This is a genomic window from Nonomuraea glycinis, from assembly GCF_014646515.1.
Taxonomy (GTDB): Bacteria; Actinomycetota; Actinomycetes; order Streptosporangiales; family Streptosporangiaceae; genus Nonomuraea; species Nonomuraea glycinis.
In genome coordinates this window covers 10,412-34,610 of sequence record NZ_BMNK01000013.1, presented here as the reverse complement: position 1 = coordinate 34,610, position 24,199 = coordinate 10,412, and the positions used below count along the sequence as shown (strand labels likewise).

Below are 24,199 nucleotides of genomic sequence, written 5' to 3'. Positions count from 1 at the left end.
CGATCCCGCAGAGGGGAGTTCGTTGGTGGTGCCTGCTGTACCAGGAAGACCTCCGGACCTGACGTCCGGAGGTCTTCGGCGAGGTCACGCGGCGGCACGCTCGGCGTCGCGCTGGACCTGCTCGATCTGCTTGTCACTGACGCGGAGGTCACCGAACTGCCGGACCGCCTGATAATACGTCCAGGCCAGGCCGTCACAGGTCGACTTGCGAATTCCCGAGTATCCGGCGCACACCTGCCGCATATCGAAGTAGAAAGCGTCGTCGACCCGGCTCTTGTTCTGCGGGAATTGACTTACGGCCTTGTAGTTGCGGTAGCCGAAGTCGTGTCGCCGGCACGACATCCGGAAATCGAAGCCGAGCGGCTGGTCCGGGCTGCTGGAGCACAGGTCGGTGGACCAGTCGAAGGCGTAGTCCGCCCACGACCCCTGCTGCTCCCAGGCCGACCGCCAGGCGGTGGCGCTGGGCGCGGTGGGCTGGCTGAATCCGGAGAGCGCGGCCAGCTTCTGCTCCAGCGTCACCGCGTGCGCCGGGGCCGCCGTGGCGATGACGGTGATCAGGGAGAGGCCGACCGCGGTCAGCGTGGCGCGAAATCGTGCAGTCTTCATGGGAGACCTGCTTCTCTCGGGCTGGGGGAACCCAAGTTTCTCCCGATGCCCCCTCGCCGAAGAAGCGAAATGCCGAAGGGGACGGAAGCAGATCTCGATCAATTTCTCCCGGACAATTGGCCAACGACAGCCCTTTACATCGGGCGGCCTTTCTGTCAACGAGCACCGTCAGATGGCCTGGCCTCCCCACGAGGCGCGCCGGCCTCCCTCTCCGGCCCGGGTGGTCATCCCAGATTCCGGTAGGGACCCGGCCGGGCGGGCGGCCTCGCGGGCGAGACGGCTCGGGTAGGAGGCTGTACCCCTGAGGTCGCTTGCGCTTTTGGGGGAGCTCGTGGTACGTTGAACGAGTTGCAGTTGTGGTACCCATAAGGACTTGTGCGCACCTGACGGAACACACATCAGGTGCGTTTTCTGTTTGCCGGTCATCTCCGGATGGGCTTATCCCAGCGACATGGGGGTTCGTGAAGTGCGGATCCCGTCTCTGCACCTATCAAAAGGAGATCGATATGGCAACCGGAACCGTGAAGTGGTTCAACTCTGAAAAGGGCTTCGGCTTCATCGCGCAGGACGGCGGCGGCGCCGACGTTTTCGCGCACTACTCCAACATCGTTTCCAACGGTGGCTACCGTGAGCTGACCGAGGGCCAGAAGGTCGCCTTCGACGTCGTCCAGGGCCAGAAGGGCCCGCAGGCCGAGAACATCGTTCCCGCCTAGTCACGGCACACGCTCCACAGCAGGGCCCGCACCTTTGGTGCGGGCCCTGCCTGCGTTCGGCGGCGCAAAATTCGAGCGGCGTTTGCTCCAACGGCCGTTGTCAGCGGCGGTAGGCGAGGCGGCGCAGCAGGATCTCCGCCGGGCCACGGTGCCCGAGGCGCCGCATCAGGTCGGCGATCACCAGGGACAGCAGCCAGGTCGCCGCGCCCACCCCGGTGGCGCCCGCGATCCCGAGGTCGTCCTGCAGCCCGAGCCCGAACGGGTAGAACACCGCGACGAACACGATCGACTGGAAGAGATACAGGCTCAGCGACCGCTGGCCGAGCGCCTCGACGGCGACGGTCAGGCGGTTGCGCCGCCGCTCGGCGACGATGGCGATCAGGGCGATGCCGGTGGCCATGCCGATGCCGCCGAGGTATCCGGTGATCGGCTGCGCGAGCGAGGCGGCCAGCAGTGCGGCCCCCTGCGGCTTCCACGCCCCGGTCAGGACGAGCCCGAGCGGAGCGGAGCCGGCCAGCGACACGACCGTGGTGATCACCGTGATGCGGACCAGGAGCGTCCGGTGCCGCGTGGGCTCGTCCAGCATCCGCCGCCGCGCCGCCCACATCCCGAGGAGCACCCCGGGAACGACCATGATCACACCCACGATGAGGTCGATCGGCCAGGACTGCACCCGCTCCATGGCCATCTGCCACAGGTCGGTGGTCCCCGCGACCGAGACCATGTCGTACACGGACTGGCCCTGCGACAGCGGATACCACGTGACCAACCCGATCACCACGGTCGAGGGCACCATGATCAGTCCCGCGGTCCACAGCAGTGCCGAGTCCCGGAACCGCAGCATGCCGACGAGCAGGACGGCGCTGAGTCCGTACACGGCGAGAATGTCGATGGAGGCCAGCAGTGCCACGTGCACGAAGCCGAAGGCCAGCAGCCACCAGCCCCGGCGGCGCAGCAGCTTGCGGACGGTGGGCCAGTCGCCGCCGCGCGCCGTCTGCCCGTTCAGCAGTTGCACCAGCGAGTAGCCGAACAGGAAGGCGAACATCGGCCGCGCGTGGTTGTTGACGAAGAGCGTTTGGAAGAAGATCGCGAGGTCGTTGGCCAGGGCGTTGCCCCGGTCGGTGGCGACGACGAAGAGCGGCGCGTGCGCGAACGCGATGGCCAGGAGCATCCCGCCCCGGGCAAGGTCCGGGGCGAGCGCCCGTTTGGTGGTGACGGGCGAGCCTGGCGGCACTTGCGTCGGTGTGGTCACGGTATCTCCCCTTGATCGATGACCTTGGACATCCGACGCTAGGGACGGGGCACACCGGCCCGGAATGTTCTTAGGTGCTGACCGGGCGAACTTAAGTACAGGTTCTCCCCGGCCGGCGGGGTCCGGCGCGTGATGCAGGTCAGAAGCACGGGCTGAAGAGCTGGGTGAAGGTCTCGTGGAAGTCGTTCCAGTCGCCGTTCAGGTTGGCCACCAGCAGGCGGGTGCCCTCGCGGTCGCCCATCGCGTACGACGTCGAGCCCTGGATGTAGCCGCCGCCGCCCCAGAGGGTGACCCCGTTCGGGAGCCGCTGGGCGTAGACGCCGAGGCCGTATCGGGTGTCCGGAACCCAGTCCGAGCCGTCCGTCGGGACGGTGGTGAACAGCTCCTCCTGCCAGGCGGGCGGGAGCAGCCGACCTCGCAGCAGGGCGCTCAGGAACGTGTGCAGGTCCGAGGTCGTGGAGACCATGCCTCCGGCGGCTCCGGCCCAGCTCAGGTCCGCGTCGGTGACGTCGTGGATCTCGGTGGGACGGCCGATCTCGTCCTGCTTGGAGTAGTGCCGCGCGTGCGGGTCGCGGATCGGCCGCTCGCCGGCCGGGAGGTACGTTCCCGTCAGGCCCAGTGGCCGGGCGACGCGGCGGTCGATCTCGCCGGCGAGGGTCGAGCCCGTCGCCTGTTCGACGATCATTCCCGCGAGGTCGTAGTTGACTTTCGAGTAGATGAAACGCGTCCCGGGCTCTTCGGGACGCGGGGGCTCCTGGCCGGGGAGAGCGTCGGGGAGTCCGCTGGTGTGGTTGAGCAGCCGCCGGACGGTGATCGTGGCGCCGTCCGCGCCCAGGTGCTCCTCCACCACGCCCGGCAGCCACCCGGCCACCGTGTCGTCCAGGGTCAGCGCGCCTTCGGCCGCCAGTCGCAGCACCACCGTGCCGACGAACGCCTTGGTGAAGCTGCCGATGCGGAAGTGCTCCCCCGGCCGGCGCGCGCGACCGCCGGTCAGGTCGCCCACCCCCGCCGTGCCGAACCACGGCTCCGCCTGGCCGTCCCTGAGCTCGGCGACGATGCCGGGACCGCCGCCGTCGGCGACGGCTCGGTCGAGAGCGCGCTGAAGTGCTTCCTGTACGGGCATACAAGCAACCGTAGTTGACTAATCTCCATTTAGTCAACGCAAGTTGCTTACCCAAGGACTGCGGCAGGCAGTGCGGCCCACCGACCTAGCCATCATTCATGCACGACGCGCATTGATGCGCGTCGTGCATTTTCTATAGTCTGGGCAGGCCCGCGCTCCACCCGAGAACAGGACGTGCCGAATGACCGAGGAATCCCCCAGCAGCAGCCCCACGGCGATGCGCCGCATCCTGCCCGCGGACCTGGTCGAGCGCGGCGGCTGCCCGTTCGATCCGCCGCCCGGCCTGCTCGCGCGGCGCGGTCAGGGCCCGGTTCAGTCGCTTCCCCTGCTCAACGGCGCCGGCGCCTGGCTGGTGACCGGCTTCGAGGAGGCCCGTACGGTGCTGTCGGACGCGCGCTTCAGCGCCGACCAGGTCCGCCACCGCGAGGCCACCTCGCTGCAGCCGCACGAGGTGGCCGAGCTGGCGGCCGGCACCCTGAAGCCGGGCCCCGCCGTGGAGAGCCGAGAGGACGGCTTCTTCGTCTTCATGGACCCGCCCGAGCACACCCGGATCCGGCGGCTGCTGACCGGCCAGTTCACCGTGCGGCGGATGCGGGAGCTGGAGGACCGGGTCACCGAGATCGCGGTCGAGCACATCGAGGCGATGAAGGCGGCCGGCGACAAGGCCGACCTGGTCCCGGCGTTCGCGCTGCCGCTGCCCTCGCTGGTCATCTGCGAGCTGCTCGGCGTCGACTACGCCGACCGGGCCGAGTTCCAGGAACGCACCGCCATCGGGCTCAACGCCAACTCCACCGACGAGGAGCGGGCCGCCTCCGGCCTCGAGCTGTACGCGTTCATGCAACGCCTGGTCGCCGACAAGCGCGCCAACCCCGCCGACGACCTGCTGTCCGGCCTCGCCCACGACGCCGACCCGCCGCTGACCGACGCCCAGTTGGTCGACGTCGCCCTCGTCCTGCTCGGCGCCGGCCACGAGACCACCGCCAACATGCTGGGCCTGGGCACCTTCGCCCTGCTGGAGAACCCCGACCAGCTCGCCGCGCTGCAGGCCGACCCCGCCCTCATCGACAACGCGGTCGAGGAGCTGCTGCGCTACCTGAGCATCATCCAGCTCGGTGTCAGCCGCGTCACCACCGAGCCCGTCACCCTGGGCGGCGTGGACCTCCCCGCCGGCGCCACGGTCGTGATCGCCACGCCGGAGGTCAACCGCGACGCGCAGCAGTGGCCCGACGCCGACCGCTTCGACGTGCACCGCCCCCGCACCCCGCACCTGGCCTTCGGGCACGGCGTCCACCAGTGCCTGGGCCAGCAGCTCGCCCGCATCGAGATGCAGATCGGCCTCCGGGAGCTGATCACCCGCCTGCCCGGCCTGCGCATGACGGTGCCCGCCGAGAAGGTGCCGCTGCGCAACGAGATGCTGATCTTCGGCGTGCACTCGCTGCCGGTCACCTGGTGAGCTGAGGTGGATCAGCCCGTGCCGGTCGTCGGCCGTCGTGAGCGCAAGAAGCAGGCCACCCGCGCCGCGCTCGGCGAGGCGGCGCTCCGCCTCTCCCTGCGCCACGGCGTCGAGAACGTCACCGTCGAGCAGATCGCCGACGAGGCCGACATCGCGCTGCGGACCTTCTTCAACTACTTCTCCAGCAAGGAAGAAGCGGTCATGGCCACGCTGTCGGCCGCCGCGCAGGAGCTCATCGCCCAGTTCCGGGCCCGGCCGCGGACCGAGTCGGTGCTGCGGGCGTTCCGCGAGGCGGTGGTGGTCGTCATGAGCCAGAGCGACGTCGCCGGCCGCGACTTCGTCCCGGCCTTCCAACTGATCCGCAGTACGCCCACGCTGGTGCCCCACCAGCTGGCCGTGCTCGCCGCCCAGGAGAAGGCCCTGGCCGAGGCGATCTCCGCGCGCATCGGTCAGCCTGCGGCCGACGTCTATGCCCGCCTGTGCGCGGCCTGCGCGCTGACCGCGCTCCGCGTCGTCCTGGAGGCTTGGCTCCAGCGCACCGCGGACACGGATCAGCAGCCGGACCCGGCGCTGCTCGGCCGGCAGGTCGACACGGTGCTCAACGAGCTCGCGGCCGGCCTGGACCGGCCAGGAAGCCCCTGACCACCGACGACGTCGAGCCTTGGGCTACAGTGAAAATGGTGCGCCGGGAAGTCTGGTCGGCAACGTCCGACCCGTACCCGAGCATCCGGAGCATCCCTGATGACCGACCCACGCAAGCCTGCCCTGCTGAGCCGGGGATCGTGGACCGAGGCCCGCCGCATCACCGCCATCCTGCGCAAGGAGACCGTCGGCGGCGCGCTCCTGCTGGCCGGCGCGGTGGCGGCGATGATCTGGGCCAACTCCCCGTGGGCGGACACGTACGAGGCAGTGCGCGACTTCCACCTCGGCCCCGAGGCGCTGCACCTGAACCTGAGCCTGGCCACCTGGGCCGGTGACGGCCTGCTGGCGATCTTCTTCTTCGTCGCCGGCCTGGAGCTCAAACGCGAGTTCGTCGCCGGCGACCTGCGCGACGTCCGGCGAGCCGCGGTCCCCATCGCCGCCGCGCTCGGCGGAGTGATCGTCCCGGCCGTGCTCTACCTGCTCGTCACCCGAGGCGTCGAGGGCGCGGGCAAGGGGTGGGCGATCCCCACGGCCACCGACATCGCCTTCGCCCTGGCCGTGCTCGCGGTCATCGGCCGGTTCCTGCCGACGGCGCTGCGCACCTTCCTGCTCACCCTCGCCGTGGTCGACGACCTCATCGCCATCGTCATCATCGCGCTGTTCTACACCGACCACCTGTCGCCGCTCCCGCTGCTGGCGGCGCTGGCTCCGCTGGCGCTGTTCACCGTGCTGGTGCAGCGCCGGGTGCGCTCCTGGTGGCTGCTGCTGCCCCTGGCCGTCGCCACCTGGGCGCTGGTCCACGCCTCGGGTGTGCACGCCACCGTCGCCGGGGTGCTGCTCGGCTTCGCCGTCCCGGTCCTGCGCAGCGACAAGGCGGGCGGCCCTGGTCTGGCCGAACATTTCGAACACCGCTTCCGCCCGCTGTCCGCCGGGGTGGCCGTACCGGTGTTCGCGTTCCTGTCGGCCGGGGTGGCGCTGGGCGGCCTGACGAGCGCGTTCCAGGACCCGATCGTGCTGGGGGTCGCGGCGGGCCTGGTGCTCGGCAAGCCAATCGGCATCATGGCCGCGACCTGGCTGACCGCCCGCTTCACCCACGCCGACCTGGACGAGGACCTGACCTGGGTGGACATGCTCGGCCTGTCGGTGCTGGCGGGCATCGGGTTCACCGTCTCCCTGCTGATCGGCGAGCTGGCCTTCGGCGTCGGCCAGGACGCGCACGTCAAGGTGGCGGTGCTGGCCGGCTCGGTGACCGCCGCACTGCTGGCGGCGGTGATCCTCCGCCTGCGCAACCGTACGTACCGGCGCATCCACGAACGCGAGCTCGCCGACCGCGACCACGACGGCGTACCTGACGTGTACGAGGACGACCGCCCCGGCATGACCACCTGAGATCATCGGCATCTGCTACATGTCGCGCCGATCGCGCAGGATCTCGACGCCGTCGCCGTCAAGGTCATCGCAGTACGCCGATCGCCCGGTCATCGCCATCACCAGTGCCAGGGTGGCGCCGGACACCAGCGGCCCGGAGCCGGTGGCGAAAGGGCCGTCGTCGGCCACGAGCCGCAGGCCGACGATCCGTCTCTTGGCGGCGACGACGAGGTCTGAGCCCTGGTAGTACTCGGCCACCCGGGTGAGGGTCTCGATCGGGTAGCCGTGACGGATGCCCAGCGGTCGCCGGATGTCCTCGGCATGCACGATCGTTTCTCCCAACATGGCCATGACCGGGAGGGGAGGTTTGGTCGTGCTCGGGATAACGCGGCGGAATCTGTCATGTGTCTCGGCCCCGGTCGCGCCCAACTGCTCGGCCAGCCGCATGGCCACCTGCTTGTCGAAGTCGAATCGGCAGCGGATCACGCCTGCCAGCCACCGCACGCCGTTGAGGCTCGCCCCCGCGGTGAGGTGCGCCAGCACCTGGCGCACGGTCAATCCGGCGCACAACGACGGTGCGGCCCACTGCTCCTCGGTCAGATCCACCAGGTCGGCCGCCAGAGCCGCTCGCTCGGCGTGCACCAGCGGCCAGACGTCCGGCGTACGGCTGCTTCCTCCTTTCGATTTCGGATCGGTCGGACGGCCTTGGTCGTAAGTCACAGGATTCCTCGCGTCAGGTCGGTAAGGACGGTCGATGGTGGTGACTGCCACCGTGGGTGATAATCGTCGCTCCTGAGCGATATCGGGCGCGAGGCTGCTGTCATGCGAACGGGCCGCCAGGCCCGTTGGGTGGGGCTGGCGGCCCGGTTCGGCCGGTGCATGGTCAGGCCTTGTTGAAGATGTTCTTGGCCCAGAGGTAGGAGATGACGGCGACGCCGGCGCACCAGGCGGTGGCGATGGCGCCGCTGTTGCCGATCGGGGTGCCGAGGAGGAGGCCGCGGACGGTCTCCATGACGGGGGTGAAGGGCTGGTATTCGGCGAACCAGCGCAGGACGGTGGGCATGGAGTCGGTGGGGACGAAGCCGCTGCCGAGAAAGGGCAGCAGGATGAGGGGCATCGGGGCGTTGCTGGCGGCCTCCGGGGTCGGGGACCTCAGGCCGAGCGCGACCGCGAGCCAGGTGACGGCCACCACGAACAGGGTGAGCAGGCCGGCGGCGGCCAGCCATTCGACGGCGGTGGCGTTGGGGCGGAAGCCGAGCGCGAAGGCGATGCCGATGACGGCGGCCATGCCCAGCAGTTGCTGGATGACGCTGCCGACGACGTGGCCGGTCAGCACCGAGGCCCGGGATATTCGCATGGTGCGGAAGCGGGCGATGATGCCTTCGGTCATGTCGGAGGCGACCATGACGGCGGTTCCGGTCGCGGCGGTGGCCACCGCCATGAGCAGGATGCCGGGGACGACGTAGTTGACGTAGGCGTCGCGGCCGCCGCCACCGAGTCCTTCGCCGAGGGTGCCGCCGAAGACGTAGACGAACACGATCAGGATGATGACGGGAGTGGCGACCAGCTGCACGGTCATGGACGGGTAGCGGAGCAGGCGCTTGAGCTGGCGCCGGATCATGGTGGAGTTGTCGCGCATGGCGAGGGACAGAGTGCTCATCGGGTGGCCTCCACTTTCTGCTGGCCGGTGAGGGTGAGGAAGACGTCGTCGAGGTCGGGGGTGTGCACGTTCATCTCGGCGATGTCGATCGAGCGTTCGTCCAGGAGGTTGAGCAGTTCGCGGATCGCGGGGACACCGCCGTCGCTGGGCACCTGCAGGGTGAGCGCCTCGGGGTCGGTGATCCCTGCCCCGAGGAGGTGGTGAGCGGCGTCGAGCAGGTGCGCGTCGGCGAAGGTGAGCTCGATGTGGCCGCCGGGGATACGCCGCTTGAGCTCTTCGGCGGTGCCCTCGGCGATCAGCCGTCCGTGGTCGAGGAGGGCGATACGGTCGGCGAGCTCGTCGGCCTCCTCCAGATACTGGGTGGTGAGGAAGATGGTGACGCCGCTCGCGACGAGTTCGCGCACGATCTGCCACATGGAGCGGCGGCTGCGCGGGTCGAGGCCGGTGGTGGGCTCGTCCAGGAAGATCAGGCGAGGGTCGCCGACCAGTGTCATCGCCAGGTCGAGGCGGCGCTGCATGCCGCCCGAGTAGGTGGCGGCCGGTTTGCGCGCCGCGTCGACCAGGTCGAACCGGTCGAGCAGTTCGGCGGCCCTGCGCTTGCCGTCCCCGCGGGACAGGTGCTTCAGGTCGGCCATGAGGAGCAGGTTCTCCTCGCCGGTGAGCAGCTTGTCAACGGCCGAGTACTGCCCGGTGACGCCGATCGCGCCGCGCACGTCGTCCGGCTTGCGGGCCAGGTCGAATCCGGCGACCTGCACCTCGCCGCCGTCGGCCGGGATCAGGGTGGACAAGATCTGGACGGCGGTGGTCTTGCCGGCGCCGTTCGGGCCGAGCAGGGAGAAGATCGTGCCCACGGGGACGGTCAGGTCGATGCCGTCGAGCACGACCTTGTCGCCGTAGGACTTGCGCAGCCCGTTCGCCGCGATGGCCAGGTTCGTCATGTCGGTGCTCCTCATGTCGGTGCTCATCAGAGGCTGCGGGCGTTGATGTCGCCGTAGGAGGTGGTCGCGCGGATGGCGAGCTCGGTGGTGCCGTCGTTCCTGAGCGCGTTGTGGATGCGGCCGTAGCTGGTGCCGGCGTCCAGCGAGGCCGAGACGCCCGGCGCCACGGAGACCTCGATGTCGCCCACCTCGGTGCGCAGGGTGAGCTGGCCGCCTACGGCCTCGGCGACGCGAATGTCGCCCTTGGTGGTGCTGATCTCGGCAGGGCCGGTGAGGTGGCCGATCCACACGTCGCCGGCGACGGCGGTGATGCGGGCGCTCGCGGCCTCGTCGACCTTGATCTGGTCGTACGCGCCCTCGAAGGTCACCTCGCCCAGCCGTCCGACGGCCCGGAACGCGGTGGCGGCGGCCTTGGCCTCGACCCGGGAACCGGCGGGCAGCTGGATCGTCACCTCGATGGATCCGGAGGGGCCGAAGAGCTGGTTCTTCACCGGCACCTCGATCCGCAGGACGCCGTCGCCGTACTCGACCTTGGTCTGCTCCGCGGCCTTCACGTCGCGGCCCTTCGAGGCGTCGGCGGGGCGGATCTCGACCGCGGTGTCGGTCCGGTCGGCGGCGATGAACCGCACCCGCCCGGCGGGGACGTCGAGGACGGCGGTGATCGGGGCGGGGGTGGCGAAGGTCTGCATCATGTTCTCCCAGTGTTGCGTCGTTGTTTCGAACACTGGAAACGCTACGTTGCCTTCGCAGTTTCTTCAACTGCTTCATTGCGCTTGAAGTGCATTTTCGCAGCTAGATTGCCTGAAACTGTTGCAACAATCTATCGATTAACGCAACATCAAGAGCCGCGCTTGTTGCAATGAATGTGAGCGAACGCTATGCTCGGGGCATCACGGAGCGCAAAGGAGGACGCGATGCCAGGGGGCAGGCTCACCCAGCAGGAACGCCAGCAGATCGCCTTGGGGGTGGGAGACGGGCTCGCCTACGCGGAGATAGCCAGACGCCTCGACCGGCCGACCTCGACGGTCACGCGGGAGGTGATGCGCAACGGCGGCCCCACCGGTTACCGCTCCGACCTGGCCCACCGCGCCACGGAACGACGCGCCCGCCGGCGCGCTCCCAGCTCGTCCCGGGGGCCGCAGTCGGCTCTCCAGCCGCACGGACGCGACGCCGAGGCCGTGCGCGAGTACGAAGAGATGTTCACCACCGTCATGATGGCCTCGGGCCTGCCCAAGATGATGGCGCGGGTGCTGAGCTGCCTCTACACCACCGACGCCGGCAGTCTCACCGCTTCCGAGCTCGTCCAGCGGCTGCAGGTCAGCCCGGCGTCCATCTCCAAGGCGATCGCCTTCCTGGAGAGCCAGGACCTCGTCCGCCGCGAACGCGACGAGCGCCGGCGCGAGCGCTACGTCGTCGACGACGATCTCTGGCACCAGTCGACGGTCGCCAGCGCCCAGGCCCTCGTCAAGCTCGTCGAGGTCGCCCGGCAGGGCGTCGGCGTGCTCGGCCGCGGCTCCCCGGCCGCGATCCGCCTGGAGAAGATCGCCCGCTACCTGGACTTCGTCGCCGAGGAGTTCGCCCGCGCCGCGGAGCGGGCCCGCGCGATCCTCTACACCCAGCCCGAGGAAACTTAGGACGGCGGGGCCGGTCCGGGATGACCCTCACGGCCGAAGGGCAGCAGGTGTGGCTGGGTAACGCGCGCCGGGTCTCGGACGCCCGGCGCGCTTCACCCGTGGTGGCCGATCATCACTGAAGGGCGAATCCCAGACGTAGCTCCGTCCGCTGGCCTTCGCATCCGGAGTCGGCAGAGATGAAGTGATCGCCGTTGCCTGGTAGGTAGCATCGGTAGAGGGCGATGGATCCGGGGACCTGCTCGGTATGGATGTGGCCGACCGGACCGAGCGGGCGCAGACCCTCGCAGCCGGGGTCGTGGGTGAGCAGATTGTGGCCGCCGACCTGGCATTCGTACAACGGGACGGTGCCGGCGACCTGGTCACGGCGCAGCCGCCAACTGCGTTCGGCGGTGAACCCGGGCGGCAGGAGGCGAGAGGAGGCCCAGTGACCGCGGGTGGGATGGTAGCCGCGGGTGAGCTTGGTGTACGGCAGGCTTTCGAAACCGCAGGAGAGCCGGGGCGGGGTCAGGTCGTTACGGTTGGCCAGCGCCCAGGTGGCCCAGGCAGGCTTGGCGGTGCCGTCGGGGTTGCGCAGGCCGAGGGCGAGTCCGCCGGCGACCTCATCAGGGTGATCGCTCATGCGATGGTAGACGTAGTTGACGATGCCGGGGGTGGCGAGAACGTTACGGAAGGAGTCGCAGACCGCGGCGGCCTGACGCTGCGGCGAGGACGGGCTCAGGGAGTTGACGCCGCTTTCGGTGAGCTGCACCTGTGACCACGCGGAAGTGCGGCCGGGGAAGGTGGCGCGCAGCCAACCCACCAGCATGCCCAGGTTGCCGTAGGTGACGTAGGGGTAATCGTCGGTGGAGAAGGCGTCGCTACGCAGGTCACGCGCATACGGGTGGAAGGCCACCCGCCACTGTCTGGCGCCGGCCCGCGCAGCCAGCCCGCGCAGGACCGTCTGCCCGGCGAGGGTGGCGTCCGTCGCAGTGGGTCGCTCCAACTCCGGGCCGAACTGGTGGTCCAGCGAGATCAGCGCGTGCGCGTTGGGTTGTGCGGCGACGATCCGGTCATAGGCGGCGTTGTAGCTCGCCGAGATCTCCGCCAGCCACTTCTCCCTGTCGCATGCGACGCCCTGACCGCAGCCGATGTCGAACCAGGCATTGCTGTTGACCTCGTTGCCGATGACGAAGTCGGCCACCCGGCCGTGGTCGTGCAGCCCGTCGTATCGTTCGGCGAGCATGCCGGCGAAGCGGCCGTAGTCAGCCGGGTCGGCAGGGGTGCAGAAGATCTCGAAACCGGGCGCGGCGGGCGAGCACGCCTTGCCGGCACGCGCCCAGGCCGGCGTGCCGTACACGATGCCGGTGACCACGAGCCCGCGCTCGCTCCAGTCGCGGACCTCGGCGTCCACGTCAGCCGGTACAGCGAAGCAGCGGCCGTCGTACTCCTGCTCGCTCGTGGCGCAGGGCGCCTGCTTGATCTTCGGTTCCCATTGGGCCCACACCAGGTTGATCGCCACGCCGCCGGTGTTGTTCCCGGCTATTTCCGTCTTGTCGGGCCAGGAATCGGCCTGGATGGATTTGATCCGGTACGCGTCTCGTACCGGGTACGGGAGTGTGATGCCGCTCGCCTGTGCGGCGTTGGGCACCAGTGCGGTCAGGAGAAGGGCGCTGATGCACAGCCACCACCGATAGGCCCGCATAAGGGGTCCTCTCTCATGAAAAGGGTGGAGATCCGCGTCGCTCAATCCGCGGCGCAGATCTCCACCGAGATCGTCAGCTCGACGGGATGGCGTCCAGGACGCGGGTGGGGATCACCTGCACGTTGCTGGACTGCTGCGCCGCCGTCTTCCGTCCGCCGTTGATCAGCCATACCGATGCCGAACCCGGGGATTTGACGTAAGTGCCGTCGGCGATCTGGGTCGGCAACGCCTTCCAGACGCGGTTGGGGATCACCTGCATCACCTTGCCGTTGTAGCCGGCGTCGATGACCTCCTGCTCACTCACGAAATCGACCCTCGCCCCACCGACCACAGCCGCCTGCGAAGCCGAACCAGCATCCTTCAACCGCGTCCCATCAGCGATCCGAGTCGGCAACGCCTTCCAGACGCGGTTGGGGATCACCTGCATCGGCTTGCCGTTGTAGCCGGCGTCGATGACCTCCTGCTCACTCACGAAATCGACCCTCGCCCCACCGACCACAGCCGCCTGCGAAGCCGAACCAGCATCCTTCAACCGCGTCCCATCAGCGATCCGGGTCGACAACGCGTCCCAGACCCGCGGTGGCAGGAGGTACAGCGGCTTGTCCGCATAGCCGGCGCCTTCGAGCTCTTCCATGCTGGTGAAGGGCACCTTCGCCCCACCGACGATCGCGGCCTGGCTGGCCGCGCCGGCCTCTTGGATCCGGGTGCCGTCCTTGATGTCGTTGGACAGCGCGTCCCAGACGCGAGCGGGCACCACGGACAGCGGCGCATTGCCATAGCCGGCGCCTTCGAGCTCTTCCATACTGGTGAAGGGCACCTTCGCGTCACCGACGATGGCCGCCTGCGAGGTCGAACCGGCCTTCCTGATCCGTGTCCCGTCCGCGATCTTCACCGGAAGGGCGTCCCAGACGCGGGAGGGGACGGTCCACAGGGGTCGGTCACCGTAGCCGGCGCCTTCGAGCTCTTCCATGCTGGTGAAGGGCACCTTCGCCCCACCGACGACCGCGGCCTGCGAGGTCGAGGTCCCGTTCTTGATCCGGGTACCGTCAATGATCTGTGTCGGCACGTCGTTGAAAGCCCGCGCAGGAATGGCTCGTACCTTGGAGGCCCAGTCGGTGCCGAATCCGGCGTCGATGACCTCTTGCGGGGTGGCGAAGTTCACCCTGGCCGTGCCGATGATGGCCGCCACAGGAGTCGACCCCACGGACCCCTGGATCAGGGTGCCGTCAGAGGGGACGGTGGGCATGAGGTTGAAGTGCCGGGTGGGGACCGCGCGCACCTTGGAAGCCCAGTTGGTGCCGTGGCCGGCGTCGATGACCTCCTGCGGGGAGGCGAAATTGATCCGTGCCCCGCCCACGATCGCGGCCACCGGGGTGGAGGTGCCGCCACTGGTGCCCTGGACCAGGGTGCCGTCAGGGGGGATGAATCCCAGATGGTTGTAGCTGGCAGACGAGATCGCCACCACCCGACCGGCCCAGTCGGTGCCGTAGCCGGCGTCGATGATCTCCTGTGGACTGGCGAACGTGACGAGGGCGCCGCCGATCGTGACCGCTACCGGCAGGTCGACGGTACCGGCCTTGGCTTGGACGAGATGGCCGTCCGCCGGAACCTCATTCATGTGATCCCGGGCGTCGACCGACCAATTGGACACCTTGACCGGGCTGCCGCAAGAGACGGGCGCAGCGCAACTGTCCTGCCAGATCGGAGCGCCGCCGACGAAGAGGAAGATCCGTCCCCGCTGGTCGATGACCGTGGAGGCGTTACGTGGCGTGGCGGGGCCGGCGTTGATCACGGCCTGCGTCGTGGGGCGCGAGGTGCCGGAGCAGATGCCATCGTCGCAGGTGGCTTGCCAGATCGGTGCTCCACCCACCATTTTGTACACCCGGCCGGTGTCGGTCGTGGTCAGCAGCGTGCCATCAGCCAGGCCGTTCACCGAAGTGACGGGCTGCGGTCCTGGTGGCGGTGTGTTCCCTCCGCCCCATGCGGGCTGCCCACCTCGGCTGCCGCCGTTGGCCAGCTGGCTGAGGTTGCACTTCGTCTGCGGGGATGACCAGGCGCACAGGGCCGCGACCTGGGGTATGCGAACCCCTTCGATAATCGTCTGCTCAACCCTCTTGCACCAATACAGCCCAAGAAAGTACGCCACATCGACACGCTCAATTTTTATTCTCGCGGCCGTCTGCAGGAATAGCGCGAAGCCTTGCACCCATCCGGTGGTCCCGGCTTTGACGACGAGGGTGGCGCCGGCCGACTCGGATGTCGTGGAGGCGACATGCTGGACATATCCCGCGTTGATAGCTGCTTCAACTACTTCGCCGGATACTTTCATCGTTGCGCCGATGCTTTTATCACTGGCTTCCGTAGCTGACTTTGTCAACGCGTACGGGAAGGTCACGTCGTGAGCATTGTTGTTGATGAACGCGTACGGACTGCTGGTCGTGGTAACGCCCCGGGCGGCCGCTAATATCTCAACGGTGATTTTGGGCCGGGTTTCGGGTTCACCTGGCGAGCAATAATGCCAGCCGGATGGCTCCGCGGCCACGATTCCGGTGGTAGCCACCCGTTGAGCGCCGAACACCGGGGTCGCCGGTAAGATCGCCAATACCGTGACGACGAGGCCCACTATCCAGCGTTTCCAGATTCTCATTGTTCTCCGACTTGGTTGACGCTCAACGAGTGGCGCCGTGCGAAGGGAGGCCGACATGACCATGGCGCATTCTCAGACAGCCGGTGTGGACTTTTCGGCTCCACCGCACCGCGCTCCCCGTTGAAACTTCCACTGAATGCCTTCGGCCATAGCGTATGTGGCTGAGAATCCATCCAGAAAGCATCGCAACAGCCAATCACCGGCGGAATCCTGCCAAATTTCCCGACCCTGTTCCTCGTAACGCCGGCCGCCGGCGGTCGCGTCCTCGCCACCGCCTCGGCTGCGCGGGCGCGGCTGGACACCCCGAGGGGGTCATCGGGTGATGCGGGCCAAGTCTCGCGCGAGCTGGGAGCGACGCAGTCCCACCGTACGAAGGCGCCGAAGGTCGGCGGCGGTGTCGTGCATGAGCTGGACGTAGAAGTAGTTGACGTGCTCCAACACCGCGAAAAGGGCGAACCCCAGCCCCGGCCACACACCGCCCCCCGGATCGGTGAGCACCGCCGCGCCCGTCGCCAGCAGTCCGGCGGTGAGCAGGAGCGGATTCAGCTTGCGTGCCACCGCGAAGGCGGCCAGGCCACGGGGGTGGGGGCGTCGGGTGCGCAGCTGGTCCAGTTTGGCCGACCAGTAGGCCGCGCCCTGGATCAGGAGGATCGCGAACAGCGTGAAGCCGGTGAGATTGGGCCAGGTCGTGGGAAGTTCGATCATGCCGAACCAGATGAACGCCTGCAGGGGGATATTGGCCACCTCGAGAATGGCCAAGGACCGCAGGCGGCGTATGTGGGGGCTCATCCCGGATGGGTGGGAGTTCTGGCGCGCATCCTGTGAGGCTACTGCGCGATCCCGTGCTGAGAGTGTGTACGCCGATGGCCTCGTCAGGGACGGCCCCCGCCCGTCGGCCATCGGCAACAACGGCTCAATCCGTGCTCACGCCTCGTCGGTCACATCCCCCGTGACCCTTCAGGCGTGCAGGTCAATCAGGTGTCAGTCCTCGTCGAGGATGGAGATCTTCACGCGAATGGCGCCATCGTTGTCGCCGAGGCAACGGTCGGCGTCGTTGATGCGCAGCTCGAGGAAGCCTTCCTCCTCCGCCCGGAAGACGATCCCGCTGCCGACCTTGAAGATGCTCCCGTTGACCTTCCCGACCAGCGTGCCGTACGTACGGCTGTCCAGGATCTTGCACCCCTGGTTGATCCGGCGATCCTCGCGCCAGGTGTACCCGCGCGCGGAGACGTAGTCGAACAGGCGGTGGTCCACCGTCCAGCTGCCACCGACGTGCTGCACCCGTACGAGGTCGCCGGGCTCGACGTAGACGCCCGCCCGCTGCCAGCCGCTCTCGGAGCTGATCCATTTGCGTTTGCCGTGCTCGGCGTTCGAGGAGGAGGCTAAGGCGGGAGAGGCTGCGGCGAGAAGGCAACTGCCGGCGGCCAGCGTGGCGAGGGCCAGGGTGGTGAGCTTCGATCGCATCTTGTGGTGACCTTTCTGGAGCTGTTTCTGTGCCTTGCGTACATCTGGATTGGATTCCTCCAGAGAGAAGTTGGTTCGCGGTCCTGAGATTATTTCTGTGACGGCTGGGGCTGGAGCGTCCTGACGGACGCCGTCAGCGCCTCGCCCAGGCACCTCGGATCGGCGGATATTCGCTGGTCAGCGGATCGGCGCGCGCTCCTGCGATCATTGGCATATGACGATCGCTGCGATCTACGCAGAATTCGCCGCGCGCGAGGCGCACGGCGTGTCGCCCGCGTACGAGCGCCTGGCAGCCGCGGTGGCGCGAGATCCCGAGCTCCTGGCCTTGCTCGCCGAGCTGCCGCCCGCCAAGCGGCAGCCGAACCTGCTGTTCGGCGTGGTCCGGCTGCTCGGCGGGCCGGTCGAGGATCCGGCCGCGTTCCGTGACTACACGGTGGCGAACTGGCCGGTGATCGAGGCCGAGACGCGCCGCCGAGTCACGCAGACGAACGAGGCCGGACGGTGTGCCGTCCTGCTGCCGATCCTCGCCGCACTACCGCAGCCGCTCGCGCTGCTGGAGGTCGGCGCGTCCGCCGGGCTGTGCCTCTACCCCGACCGGTACGCCTACCGCTACGGCGATCACCTGGTCGGCTCCGGCGACCCGGTCCTCCCCTGCACGGCCACCAATATGGCACCGCCGACCGGGCTGCCCCAGGTCATGTGGCGGGCCGGCCTGGACCTGAACCCTCTCGACGTGACCGACCCCGCGGATCTCACCTGGCTCGACGCCCTCATCTGGCCCGAACACACCCGCCGCCGCGCCCGGCTGCGGGCGGCGGCAGCCGTCGTCGCAGCCGACCCGCCACTGCTCGTAAGGGGCGACCTGGTGGACGACCTGCCGACCCTGGCCGCACAGGCCCCGGCCGAGGCGACCCTGGTGGTGTTCCACAGCTCGGTGCTGTACCACGTGCCGGCACCGCGACGGGCGGCCTTCGCCGAGGTGGTACGCGGGCTACCCGGACATTGGATCGCCAACGAGGCTCCGGACGTGCTGCCCTACGCCACGCTCCCACCGCCGCCGGGCGAGGCGCTGCACAACGTGCTGGCGTTGGACGAGACCCCACTCGCCTGGACCAGACCACACGGGCAGACGATCACCTGGTTCGGGGGACGCATGGGCGACCGACGCCGACTTCTGAGCATGGTCCTTACTGAGAGCCGACGCGATCATCCACCAGAACGCCTTCGCTCGGAGCGACCTCCGTGAGCGATGGCGACACGGGCGGCTCAACAGTGACTCCCAGCAGCCGCCGCTCAGCCTCCGCAGCCTGGCTCTCCAACTCGGCCGCCGTCCCGGCCTCCACGTGGAGCTCTTGTACGCCCGGCCGTCGCTTGAGCAGGGCCCAGAAGCGGCCCGTGTGACGGCCGTACCAGACCGTCCAGCTCGGCAGGCGAGCCGCGAGCACCCGCACCGCCTTGCTCTCCGTCGCCTCGTCCATGGTGAATCCCTCACTGCTTGCTGAAAAGTTAAATCAATCTCGGCTCTGCCCTCACCGACGAGGGCAAACCGCGTCCACGCATGAAGGGCATGAAAGGCAGCGACCAATTCGCGCCGATCAGGATCGGATCACTCCCAGTAGAAGGGCTGCTCACCGACCTGCGAAGGATGACAATGAGGGGCAACGACGGACACGAAGAGTGCTCGTACGACTGCGGAGGTGGGTATGGCCGATTCACCCCGATGGGCGGCACGGATTCGCGCCGAGCGGAAGGCCCGCTGCTGGGACGTACACAGCATGGCTCGACACCTTCGCGCCGCCGCCGGGGACGACCGCACGGGGCTTCCCGATCATGAATCTCTCGTACGGTCCGTCCGCCGGTGGGAGTCACAGGCCATCGCGATGTTGAGCGAGAGATACAGGTTGCTGTACTGCCGTGCCTTCCTGGTCGAGGAAGGCGTGCTGTTCGGCGAATCAGAGAGCACCATGGAACCGCAGCGGGAAGAAGGTGATCCCACGAACCGTCGCGGCGACGGTCGGGAAGCGATCGCCCGCCTTGATTTGGGCGTCGCGCTGGCCGGTCTTGGCGCGGTGGATGAGGCGCTCGCCATGGGGTGGCAGCCCTGGACTCCCCACGGGTGGTCTCGTCCGTACGGGCCCGCGCGGCCGATCTCGGCGTGGCGCTCGCCTCCAGGGATTCGCAGGTGGGGGCCGAGTTTCGTGCTCGGCTGGCCGTCGTAGAGCAGGGGGCGGCGTGAACGGTCGTCGTCGGGTGCTCAATATCCGCAAGCCGTACTTCGATCTCATCGCCTCGGGGATCAAAACGGTGGAGGTACGGGTGGGGTACGCGAGCATGCGGAAGATCGAGGCCGGCCAGGAGTTGACCTTCGCCTGCGGGGACGAGCGGTTGCGGACCAGGGTTGTCCGGGTGACCGAGTACGGGTCCTTCGAGGAGTCGCTGGGCCACGAGGACCTGGTGGCCATCGGGGGCGAGATCGGGCGGGACAGGGATGGATTGCTGGACGTGATCCGTGCCATCTATCCGCCGGAGAAGGAGCGCCTTGGCGTCTTGGCCATCGGGGTCGAGAAGCTGGGCAACTCGACGGCGTTCCCTTCCTGATAGGGACGCCGCGACTGAAGAACATTTCGCCATGCCCTCGACCTGGTGAAGGCGTGTGCCGGTGCGCGACTGAACGTCGGCCGTATGGGCCGTCATACAACAATGCTGGATACGTCTTACGTCGGCTGACGGCGATCCTGAGGTGAAGTTCAGGTCGGTCGTCTGTTGGGCGAGAAGGACTGGCCATGACTGCCTACCATCATCCGTATCGTGGATCGTGGGTTGATCGCGGTGTGAAAGGCCTCCCGAGACTGTCAGTCTGTTGGTGTTCACTTGGCACACGGACGCCGTGGACACCCGAGCGAACACCTGGAGGGCATCTTGACCATCGGTCAGTACGACGAGGAGCCCGGGGGCGAGGCCCGGATCAGCGAGTTGGACCTCACCCCGTCCCCGCGTCTACTAGAGGTCCTGGGTGACATCCCCTACCAGCCCTGGCAATGCCTCGCCGAGTTGGTCGACAACTCCTTCGACGAGTTCCAGTCCGACCCCGACAGGGACGCCACGGAGCCGCCGACCATCCATATCACCTTGCCGAAGGCCACCAGCGGATCTGAGGACGCGCAGGTATGCGTGGCCGACAACGGACGCGGCATGAGCGAGTCGACACTGGAGAATGCGTTGCGCGCCGGCTTCTCCGGCAATTCGCGCTACGGAAGTCTCGGGCTCTTCGGGATGGGCTTCAACATCGCCACAGCTCGGCTTGGGAACAAGACCACCGTCCGGACAACCCGCGCCGGTGACGAGTTCTGGCTTGCTGTAGAGATCGACCTCAGAAGTCTGCAGCATAGGGAGTCCTTCCACGTACCGCTACACAGAGAGGCGAAGGACGATCCTGGCCTCCACGGCACAAAGATCACGGTCAGCGAGCTCAAGTCGAATATGTTCGAAGCCCTCAAGCGGCCAAAGACCGTCACAACGGTCCACCAACAGTTGGGTCGCGTCTACTCGTACTTGCTGCGCAATCGGAGCCCGGTCCCTGAACTCCCAGACGACGGCACTCTGGCCGGCCTAGGCATCAGCCTGTATATCAACACTAAGCGGGTGCGACCGCACATCCCTTCCGTCTGGTCCGCATCCCGTTCGGTCAAGCGCCACGGCACGGACGTCAACGCGGTTCGAGAGATCGACCGCAAGCTGACCGATGCCTACGCCTGCATGGACTGCGGGTACTGGCACCACCACTTCGATGTCGCCAAGTGCGTTGAGTGCGGGAGTGAACGACTAGAGCTCCGCCAGCGCAAGATGCATGGTTGGCTTGGAGTCCAGCGCTACTTGGACGAGTCCGACTACGGCATCGATTTCCTCCGCCACGGACGAAAGATCCTCTCTGGCGACAAGTCGTTGTTCACATGGATCGACCTCGACAGTGGTGAGACCCTGACCGAATATCCAATCGAAATTCCCAATAATCAGGGTCGCCTCGTGGGCGAGATTCACATCGATCATGTTCCGGTGAACTATCAGAAGACCGACTTCGACCGGTCCTCTCGCGACTGGCATGAGACGGTCCGCTACCTGCGCGGAGACGGTCCCATGCGGCCGAAGAAGGCCAAGGAGCGCGGATTCCAGGAGAACGAATCGCCTCTGGCGATCCTTTTCAAAGCCTTCCAGGAAAATGATCCTGGGATCCGTTGTTTAATCCCTGGCAACGGCACCAGCGCGACTCACAAGCTGGCCCACGACTGGGGCAACCAGTTCCATCGGGGGCTACCCGAATATCAATCGGACGACAAGTGGTATCAAGCCGTTCTCGCGCACGAAGAGGCGAAGAACAGAGAGACCACTGGCGGAGAGCACACACCGCCTCGGCCTGGCGATGATGATCTCTCTGGACGTACCGGCCTGGACCCGTTGCCTCCCGCCGAGCCGCCAACCAGCGGCGAGGAAATACAGCCCCCAGTTCCTTCGGAACCCGAGCCACCTACCGAGACAGAGGACCAACGCTACGCTCGGTACCGCCAGCATGGCCGACGTCTACATGATCTCGATGGTGAGATCACCGCGCTCGGCATGGGCAAGCGCAGTGTGACCGTCTACGAGACCACTGTGTCAGTAACTGACGCCACCGGTGATCCAATGCCCGCAGTGGCTCGAGTTACCGCCGGCGTGGATCTGGAAGTCTACGTTTACGGCGACCACGAAATCTTCCGCGAGTTCGGCAGGGACCCCCGAGATTACGCGATCATGGAGATTGCGCAAGTCCTTCGCGCCCTCGCACGTAACACAGATACCAAGTTCACCGTCATTGCCGCCGATGTAACCCGCCAGTTCCCTGATCAACGCACCACCAGCTCCGCGCTCCGTGACCGAGCGGAATCCTGCCTGCGCAGAATCCGCGATCTCACTGGACCAGTAATCGCAACTGCCGCCGCGGAGATGTGGGCACGGCTCTCGAACGAGAGCAAGCTTCAGGCTGAGAGCGAGGCAGCGCGCGTGGATCCCCGCCTTGACTGGCTTGCCGCGACTCAGGACGGCCGCTTCGCCTCGTATCTTAGCTACGAGGCGATTGCCTCCCTAGTCCGAAACGTACCTACCGTATTCATGGACAACAAGGTATTCACTGCGGCATGGGCAAGCTGGACCGCCGACGAAGCTCGCGATAGGCAGGTCGGACACGTAGCACGCCTCTTGGAAACGATCGGCGGATTCGTATCGGACCCTAGCTACAAGAACCGCCGCGAACTCGCGATGACCAGACTCGCGATCGACACGCTAGACGACATCATCGTTCGGACGGGGGAATAATGAAAGCCTCCTTCGTGGATCCGGCATTTCTCAGGGCCTTAGGTCCGAGCGGATTCACCCGCCAGGTGGAGAGACTCGCGTGGCATCTCGGCTTCAGCGACGTGATCAATATAGATGGACCATATGATCAGGGAGGCGACCTACTGGCCATTCGCGGCGGACAGCGATGGGTGTTTCAGGCCAAGTGGAAGGACAGTGGCGCTGTCCCGGCCGCCGCCATCGACGAGGTCATCAACGCCAAAGCCTTCTACAAGGCTGACCACGCGGTGGTCGTAACAAATTCCCGCTACGGCCCGCAAACGCGCAAGCGTCGGGACGAACTGGCGGCGGTCGGCATCCGCGTCGAGCTATGGTCCGGTAAGGAACTACTCGATCTCTATGGTGACGACCGATACAGCACCCCACGGCTGCCCGCTCGGACTCTGCGTCCATACCAAATAAAAGCTTTCGAGAACGTTGTCGAGGATATCGAAAGTTCTGGGCGGGCCCTTCTGATCCTCGCGACGGGTCTCGGTAAGACCATGGTCGGTGGCGAGGCCATCGCCAAGCACCTGCACCGCGCGCCGCACGCCAAGATCCTCGTGGTCGCACCCACCAAAGACCTCGTTGAACAACTCGAACGAGCGCTGTGGTCCCAGTTGCCCAAGGTGGTCCGGACACAGCTCCTCACTGGCGAAACCAAGCCCGACGATCTCCGTGGCGTGACCTGTGCGACGATCGCGAGCGCTCTCAATTTCGCTAAGAAGGGATATCGCCCCGAACTCGTCATGGTCGACGAAGCCCACCACGTCGGAGAGGACGGGCAGCTCTCCGAACTCCTGGAGATCCTCTCGGAGAGCCATCAGCTCGGTGTCACCGCCACTCCCTGGAGAGGTGACCGGTTCGATATCCGTGAGGCATTTGGTGAGCCGAGCTTCTCCCTCGGCATCGAGGATGGCATGAGCCTTGGCTACCTCGCTGAGGTTCGTTACCGGCTCTACGCGGACGATATCGACTGGGACTTCGTCCAGGACACAAGCGAGCACAGCTACACGATCAAGGATCTCAACGCCAAGCTATTCCTGCCCGAACGCGATGAGGCTATCCGGGACCGTCTGATCGATGTTTGGGGTCGCACACTAGCTCCCCGCGCCGTCGTCTTCTGCCGGACGATCGAGCACGCCGAGCGCCTGGCTGAGATGCTTAACCAAGTCCCCCAGTGGAAGGGCGCGGAAGCCGTGCACGCGCGCCTGGACCGACGAGAGCGTCAACTTCGTCTCATGCGTTTTCGCAACGGTGATATCCCGATCATCACGGCCGTAGACATTCTCAATGAAGGGGTCGATATCCCCGACGTCAACATCCTTTGCTTCGCACGTGTCACGCACAGCCGCCGAATCTTCGTCCAACAGCTCGGCCGTGGTCTCCGCCTCCGGCCTGGTAAGAAACACGTCGAAGTTCTCGACTTCGTCAGCGACATCCGCCGTGTCGCCGCAATCTTGAATATGAGCCAACGTATCGCCGCTGACGAGATAGAAACGCTCCGACTGGCCGAACGTGGAACCACATTTGAATTTAGCGACCAGCGTGCTGAAAGTCTCATGCGAGAATGGATCAGGGATGCGGCAAGCCTGGAGACCGCCCTCGATGAAGCCCGACTCCAGTTCCCCGACCCTGAGGCGTTCAACTGATC

General features: G+C 67.0%; 22 protein-coding genes. 10 read left to right on the top strand and 12 right to left on the bottom strand.

Annotated features, from left to right (window positions below):
* Window positions 1-84 precede the first annotated feature (84 nt).
* Complete coding sequence (locus tag IEY87_RS30670; RefSeq protein WP_189142312.1) at window positions 85-606, bottom strand: phospholipase; 522 nt, start codon at window positions 604-606, stop codon at window positions 85-87.
* 506 nt (window positions 607-1,112) lie between these two features.
* On the opposite strand from IEY87_RS30670, the gene IEY87_RS30665 reads away from it, so the two are divergent.
* On the top strand, window positions 1,113-1,319 hold the full coding sequence (locus IEY87_RS30665) for a cold-shock protein (RefSeq protein WP_055509312.1): 207 nt from the start codon (window positions 1,113-1,115) through the stop codon (window positions 1,317-1,319).
* A gap of 100 nt (window positions 1,320-1,419) precedes the next feature.
* On the opposite strand, the gene IEY87_RS30660 is transcribed toward IEY87_RS30665, so the two are convergent.
* Entirely contained in the window at window positions 1,420-2,571 is a 1,152-nt protein-coding gene (locus IEY87_RS30660; RefSeq protein WP_225277792.1) for a DUF418 domain-containing protein, read from the bottom strand.
* Window positions 2,572-2,710: 139 nt separating this feature from the next.
* Window positions 2,711-3,694, bottom strand: coding sequence for a serine hydrolase domain-containing protein (locus IEY87_RS30655; RefSeq protein WP_189142311.1), 984 nt, complete (start codon window positions 3,692-3,694; stop codon window positions 2,711-2,713).
* A 181-nt stretch (window positions 3,695-3,875) separates the two neighbouring features.
* Here IEY87_RS30655 and IEY87_RS30650 point away from each other — a divergent pair, with 181 nt between their 5' ends.
* The 3 genes from IEY87_RS30650 (at window position 3,876) to nhaA (ending at window position 7,178) form a co-directional block, all read left to right on the top strand.
* Complete coding sequence (locus tag IEY87_RS30650) at window positions 3,876-5,147, top strand: cytochrome P450 (RefSeq protein ID WP_225277791.1); 1,272 nt, start codon at window positions 3,876-3,878, stop codon at window positions 5,145-5,147.
* Between the two features lie 6 nt (window positions 5,148-5,153).
* Window positions 5,154-5,789, top strand: a complete 636-nt coding sequence (locus tag IEY87_RS30645) for a TetR/AcrR family transcriptional regulator (protein WP_189142310.1) — start codon at window positions 5,154-5,156, stop codon at window positions 5,787-5,789.
* A 99-nt stretch (window positions 5,790-5,888) separates the two neighbouring features.
* Window positions 5,889-7,178, top strand: a complete 1,290-nt coding sequence (nhaA, locus tag IEY87_RS30640; protein WP_189142309.1) for a Na+/H+ antiporter NhaA — start codon at window positions 5,889-5,891, stop codon at window positions 7,176-7,178.
* 15 nt (window positions 7,179-7,193) lie between these two features.
* Here nhaA and IEY87_RS30635 read toward each other — a convergent pair whose 3' ends face one another.
* From IEY87_RS30635 to IEY87_RS30620, 4 genes are all read right to left on the bottom strand, one after another.
* The gene (locus IEY87_RS30635; protein WP_225277833.1) at window positions 7,194-7,802 is read right to left on the bottom strand and encodes a maleylpyruvate isomerase family mycothiol-dependent enzyme; all 609 of its coding nucleotides are present in this window, start codon (window positions 7,800-7,802) and stop codon (window positions 7,194-7,196) included.
* A 238-nt stretch (window positions 7,803-8,040) separates the two neighbouring features.
* A complete protein-coding gene (locus tag IEY87_RS30630) occupies window positions 8,041-8,817 on the bottom strand; it encodes an ABC transporter permease (RefSeq protein ID WP_189142307.1) in 777 nt (258 codons plus the stop codon).
* Window positions 8,814-9,755: an ATP-binding cassette domain-containing protein gene (locus IEY87_RS30625; protein ID WP_189142477.1), complete on the bottom strand. Its 942-nt coding sequence runs from the start codon at window positions 9,753-9,755 to the stop codon at window positions 8,814-8,816. The genes IEY87_RS30630 and IEY87_RS30625 overlap by 4 nt, the downstream gene beginning before the upstream one ends.
* Window positions 9,756-9,781: 26 nt before the next feature.
* Complete coding sequence (locus IEY87_RS30620; protein ID WP_189142476.1) at window positions 9,782-10,444, bottom strand: DUF4097 family beta strand repeat-containing protein; 663 nt, start codon at window positions 10,442-10,444, stop codon at window positions 9,782-9,784.
* 225 nt (window positions 10,445-10,669) lie between these two features.
* On the opposite strand from IEY87_RS30620, the gene IEY87_RS30615 reads away from it, so the two are divergent.
* On the top strand, window positions 10,670-11,389 hold the full coding sequence (locus IEY87_RS30615; RefSeq protein WP_189142306.1) for a helix-turn-helix domain-containing protein: 720 nt from the start codon (window positions 10,670-10,672) through the stop codon (window positions 11,387-11,389).
* A gap of 112 nt (window positions 11,390-11,501) precedes the next feature.
* Here the strand turns inward: IEY87_RS30615 and IEY87_RS30610 are convergent, their stop codons facing one another.
* The 4 genes from IEY87_RS30610 to IEY87_RS30595 form a co-directional block, all read right to left on the bottom strand.
* A complete protein-coding gene (locus tag IEY87_RS30610; RefSeq protein ID WP_189142305.1) occupies window positions 11,502-13,070 on the bottom strand; it encodes a DUF5722 domain-containing protein in 1,569 nt (522 codons plus the stop codon).
* Between the two features lie 73 nt (window positions 13,071-13,143).
* Window positions 13,144-15,717 (bottom strand): hypothetical protein, encoded by a 2,574-nt coding sequence (locus IEY87_RS30605; RefSeq protein ID WP_189142304.1) that lies wholly within the window; start codon window positions 15,715-15,717, stop codon window positions 13,144-13,146.
* Between the two features lie 312 nt (window positions 15,718-16,029).
* Window positions 16,030-16,476, bottom strand: a complete 447-nt coding sequence (locus IEY87_RS30600) for a hypothetical protein (RefSeq protein WP_225277789.1) — start codon at window positions 16,474-16,476, stop codon at window positions 16,030-16,032.
* A gap of 222 nt (window positions 16,477-16,698) precedes the next feature.
* The gene (locus IEY87_RS30595; RefSeq protein ID WP_189142302.1) at window positions 16,699-17,181 is read right to left on the bottom strand and encodes a hypothetical protein; all 483 of its coding nucleotides are present in this window, start codon (window positions 17,179-17,181) and stop codon (window positions 16,699-16,701) included.
* Window positions 17,182-17,395: 214 nt separating this feature from the next.
* On the opposite strand from IEY87_RS30595, the gene IEY87_RS30590 reads away from it, so the two are divergent.
* Complete coding sequence (locus tag IEY87_RS30590) at window positions 17,396-18,427, top strand: DUF2332 domain-containing protein (protein ID WP_189142301.1); 1,032 nt, start codon at window positions 17,396-17,398, stop codon at window positions 18,425-18,427.
* Here IEY87_RS30590 and IEY87_RS30585 read toward each other — a convergent pair.
* Window positions 18,369-18,659, bottom strand: a complete 291-nt coding sequence (locus tag IEY87_RS30585; RefSeq protein WP_189142300.1) for a hypothetical protein — start codon at window positions 18,657-18,659, stop codon at window positions 18,369-18,371. The two genes, IEY87_RS30590 and IEY87_RS30585, sit on opposite strands and share 59 nt — an antisense overlap.
* A 614-nt stretch (window positions 18,660-19,273) precedes the next feature.
* Between IEY87_RS30585 and IEY87_RS46075 the strand changes: the two genes are divergently transcribed.
* The 4 genes from IEY87_RS46075 to IEY87_RS30570 all read left to right on the top strand — a co-directional run bounded on the left by IEY87_RS46075 (window position 19,274) and on the right by IEY87_RS30570 (window position 24,197).
* Window positions 19,274-19,417: a hypothetical protein gene (locus IEY87_RS46075; RefSeq protein WP_225277788.1), complete on the top strand. Its 144-nt coding sequence runs from the start codon at window positions 19,274-19,276 to the stop codon at window positions 19,415-19,417.
* On the top strand, window positions 19,414-19,779 hold the full coding sequence (locus IEY87_RS30580) for an ASCH domain-containing protein (protein ID WP_225277787.1): 366 nt from the start codon (window positions 19,414-19,416) through the stop codon (window positions 19,777-19,779). The genes IEY87_RS46075 and IEY87_RS30580 overlap by 4 nt, the downstream gene beginning before the upstream one ends.
* A 321-nt stretch (window positions 19,780-20,100) precedes the next feature.
* Window positions 20,101-22,527, top strand: coding sequence for an ATP-binding protein (locus tag IEY87_RS30575; RefSeq protein ID WP_189142298.1), 2,427 nt, complete (start codon window positions 20,101-20,103; stop codon window positions 22,525-22,527).
* Entirely contained in the window at window positions 22,527-24,197 is a 1,671-nt protein-coding gene (locus IEY87_RS30570) for a DEAD/DEAH box helicase family protein (protein WP_189142297.1), read from the top strand. The genes IEY87_RS30575 and IEY87_RS30570 overlap by 1 nt, the downstream gene beginning before the upstream one ends.
* Window positions 24,198-24,199 lie beyond the last annotated feature (2 nt).